The 3789-nt window shown below is 44.6% G+C and carries 5 protein-coding genes; all 5 read left to right on the top strand.

Translation table 11 applies throughout. From position 1 onward, the window contains the following. Positions 1 to 570, top strand: a 570-nt coding sequence (locus DXC04_RS15190; protein WP_147366252.1) for a methionine adenosyltransferase domain-containing protein, incomplete at its 5' end; no start/stop codon positions are given. After that, positions 570 to 1547, top strand: coding sequence for a DUF3991 and TOPRIM domain-containing protein (locus DXC04_RS15185; protein ID WP_118661322.1), 978 nt, complete (start codon positions 570 to 572; stop codon positions 1545 to 1547). The genes DXC04_RS15190 and DXC04_RS15185, both read left to right, overlap by 1 nt. Positions 1548 to 1553: 6 nt before the next feature. After that, on the top strand, positions 1554 to 2300 hold the full coding sequence (locus DXC04_RS15180; RefSeq protein ID WP_118661321.1) for a hypothetical protein: 747 nt from the start codon (positions 1554 to 1556) through the stop codon (positions 2298 to 2300). A gap of 20 nt (positions 2301 to 2320) precedes the next feature. Continuing rightward, the gene (locus DXC04_RS15175; RefSeq protein WP_015513329.1) at positions 2321 to 3124 is read left to right on the top strand and encodes a DNA-methyltransferase; all 804 of its coding nucleotides are present in this window, start codon (positions 2321 to 2323) and stop codon (positions 3122 to 3124) included. 81 nt (positions 3125 to 3205) lie between these two features. Further along, positions 3206 to 3529 carry a DUF7768 domain-containing protein gene (locus DXC04_RS15170; RefSeq protein ID WP_015513330.1) on the top strand — a complete coding sequence of 108 codons (324 nt, stop codon included), beginning with the start codon at positions 3206 to 3208 and terminating at the stop codon, positions 3527 to 3529. Positions 3530 to 3789: the final 260 nt, after the last annotated feature.

Raw genomic sequence — 3789 nt, 5'->3', positions numbered from 1 at the left:
AGTCTGAAGAAGCTAGAGACCGAGATCAGGGAGAAAGTGCTTCGCTCAGCACTCAGATTACTGCCGCCGGATGAGGATACGAAGATTCTGATCAATCCGTCAGGAAAATTTGTGTGCGGAGGATTTGATGCAGATACCGGACTGACCGGAAGAAAGCTGATGGTGGATACTTATGGCAGTATGGTTCCGCATGGCGGCGGTGCATTTTCGGGAAAAGACTGTTCGAAAGTAGACCGTTCGGCAGCTTATATGGCAAGGTATATCGCCAAGAATATAGTAGCTGCTGAGTTTGCAAGCAAGTGTCAGGTGTCTTTGGCTTATGCAATCGGAGTAGCAGAGCCGGTTATGATTGAGGTAGACACCTTTGGTACAGGAAAAGTGTGTGCGGATGATTGTCTGGCGGCAGCAATCCCACTGGTGTTTGGAGTGACACCCGTCCAGATCATGGAATCTCTTAGACTGAACCGTCCGATTTTCCGGCAGACGGCAGTTTTTGGACACTTTGGAAGAAAGGAGTTTCCTTGGGAGCGAACTGATAAGGTACTGGCTCTTCAGGATACCATTCTGTAATGCCCTGGGTAACGGAAGAGGAGATTCAGGCAGCAAAGAACATGACTGCGTATGAGTATTTACGAACGCATCAGGCACAGAGACTGCAAAAGACAAGAACCAGAAATGAATGGCAGTTGACAGACCACGACAGTTTTAAAATCAATGAACTGTCCAGTAAATGGCATTGGAAGTCCAGAGATATCGGTGGCGTGTCTGCACTGCGTTTCCTCATAGAAGTGGATGGGATGAAATTTACAGATGCCGTAAAGCTGTTGTGTGAAGAACGTCCGTCTTTTCTTCCGACACAGTCAGTTGAAAAAGAAAAACCACCATTTAAACTGCCGGAGAGATATTGTAATTGCAGACGAATCAGGGCTTACTTAAACCACAGAGGGATCAGCGATGAAGTGATCACATATTGTATTTCACAGGAAATCCTTTATGAAAGTGTTCCGTACCATAATGCTGTTTTTGTCGGGAAAGATGAATCTGGAAAAGCGAGATATGCCTTCCTGCGGGGGATCTATGAAAAAAATGGAAAAGGATTCAAGATGGAACAGGCAGGAAGTGAAAAAAAGTACAGTTTTTGTATTCCTCCGAGAAAAGAAACGAATCGGGTTGCTGTTTACGAAGCTTGTATTGATGCACTGGCACATATGACACTGGAAGAGGGAAAGCAGGATAAATACCGGCTTTCCCTTGGGGGAATCGCTGCTCCGAAAGAAAATGTACAGATACAGAGCGAACGTTTTAAAAAGCCACCGGACGTACTGGAAGAGTTCCTGAAGAACCACCCGGAAATCAAAGAAATTGAAATCTGTACTGATAATGATTTTGCCGGGAGATGGGCAAAAGAACAGATGAAAAAGCATTACGAGGGAACGTATCAGATTATTTGCAATCTGCCGGAAAAAGAAGGGGCAGATTATGCAGACCTTGCGAAAGAAAAAAAGCAGGCAAATAAATGCAGGGACAGACCATTAGAAAGAAGGTGATAGAGAATGGAAGAAAAAGGAACGATACACATACATCTGTTGACAGAGCTGACTGGAAATCTTTATTCAGAAGAATCCGAATGGGAAGAAGATTGGTCGGAGAGTGATGAATATGGAATGCCGTTAGATGGAACAGAACTTGCCGATTATGAAGATGCTATCCGAGAAGAACTGGAACGCTATGGGGAAGATGATCTCATGCAGTATTTTGACGGAAGTGAGTCCATTCAGGGAAAGATACAAAGTGCAGTTGTTACGATAGAAAACAAAGACGGAATCCTGTACGGATGTACCAAACTGGAATTAAATGAACTTTTAAGTCAGGAAGAACTACAGGAATTCACTGAATACATTACAGGACAGTACAGTGACGGTTGGGGTGAAGGATTTGAGCAGAGGGATATCAAGGTAGATGGAGGAACGCTGAATGTGCATTTTTGGCATCCTGATATAGAACAGCCGAAAATGTATGAGAAGAAAACAGAGCAGATTCCGACAAAGCCTGAGAAACAACGTCCCAAGTTACAGCTCCTTGGACATAATGGGAATATTTTTTCCATTATGGGCGATGCCTCAACTCTTTTGAAAAAGAATAAACAGACAGTAGAAGCAAAAGAAATGTGTAAAAGGGTATTGGAAAGTGGGGACTATTACAAAGCACTTTTGATTATCAGTGAATATGTGGAAACCGAGTTGAGTCCACCACCAAAAGAAAATAAAAAGACAAAGAAGAAAAATCAGCTGGAACGCTGAGAAAAGAAAGGATGATGCCTATGACAAATGGCCTGAGTTTGGAAGAACTTATGAAAGAGGGAACATACCCAGAGGAATATGCCGAAGGGGAAAACTGGAGAATATTACATGGAGATACATTAAAACTGGTCAAAGCATTCCAGCCGGGAATCTTTGATGCAGTCATTACCGATCCACCGTATGCGTCCGGTGGAACAAAGCAGAATGAAAGAAATCGTACTACAAACCAGAAATACAGCAGTATGAGTGCTGCGAATGCACTTCCGGATTTCGATGGAGATAATAAAGACCAGAGATCTTGGACACACTGGATGGCTGAGTGGCTTTATGATGTGCGGAAAGCCTGTAAGAAAGGTGCTCCGATCTGCCTGTTCATTGACTGGCGTCAGTATCCATCGATTACCGATGCATTGCAGTGGGCAGGATGGATCTGGCGAGGAACAGCGGTGTGGGATAAGGGAAACTCCCGTCCACAGAAAGGCCGTTTCCGCCAGCAGGCTGAATACATTGTGTGGGGCAGTAACGGACCGATGCCGATCAACCGTCCGGTATCTTGTCTGCCGGGTGTTTTCCGATATGGAAATCCGCAGAACCGGATTCATGTGACAGAGAAACCATTGCAGCTTATGAAAGATGTCATTCAGATTTGCGAACCGGGAGGTCTGATCCTGGACCCGTTTGCCGGAGCAGGAACGACTGTCCTTGCAGCGGTTGTGACAGGTTATCGTGCAGTGGGAATTGAGGTAACAGATGCCTACTACAAACTGGGAAGTGACAGAGTGAGAATTGCATTAGAAGCAGAGCAGAAAGAGGATGAAAAGTAGTCGGGATGTCCAATAGGACATCTTGTTTTTATAGAGAAAAAGCAGTGGCATCCAACTGGATGCAGGAAGGAGATGGAGCGTATGGAACAGGCGCTGGCTTATGTGTGCTGTTCAGCAGAAGAAAGCCGGGTAAAAGTGCAGAAATATTGCAGAAAAATCTATGAACTTGGGTATGTACCAATCTGTCCGAGATTTGTATTCTCACCATTCTTGGAAGAGTCCGATGCAGAAGATATGCAGGGATATGGAAGAATGTCACATATCCTTTTACGGAGATGCCGGATGGTAGTCGTATGTGGAAAAGAAGTGACAGGAACAATGAATACCGAAATCAGTATGGCAGACAGACTCCATATCATTTGTACGACACTTGATGGACTGGTACAGATAAAAGAATCAAAATAAATCAGAATCGAGTCAATCCAGTGCTACAGAAACTGGTGGTACTCGTATTGCAAGCATAGCGTTTGGATATCCAAACGCACTTTGGGGAGAACCCCAATCCCCCGAATACAAAATGAACATGGAAAGGAAGGATAAGCTATGTTAAGAGACGGAGTCATGATTATGATCGCATTGATGTGTGGAGGTTGTTTCGGAGTCGTGGTGACCTGCTGTATGGTAACTGCGAAACGGTCGGATCAGGAGCTTGGCGATATGATGAA

This window comes from Dorea sp. OM07-5 (genome assembly GCF_003481355.1).
Lineage (GTDB): Bacteria > Bacillota > Clostridia > Lachnospirales > Lachnospiraceae > Dorea_D > Dorea_D hominis.
The sequence above is the reverse complement of the archived record's forward strand: the minus strand, read 5'-3'. Positions and strand labels throughout refer to the sequence as shown.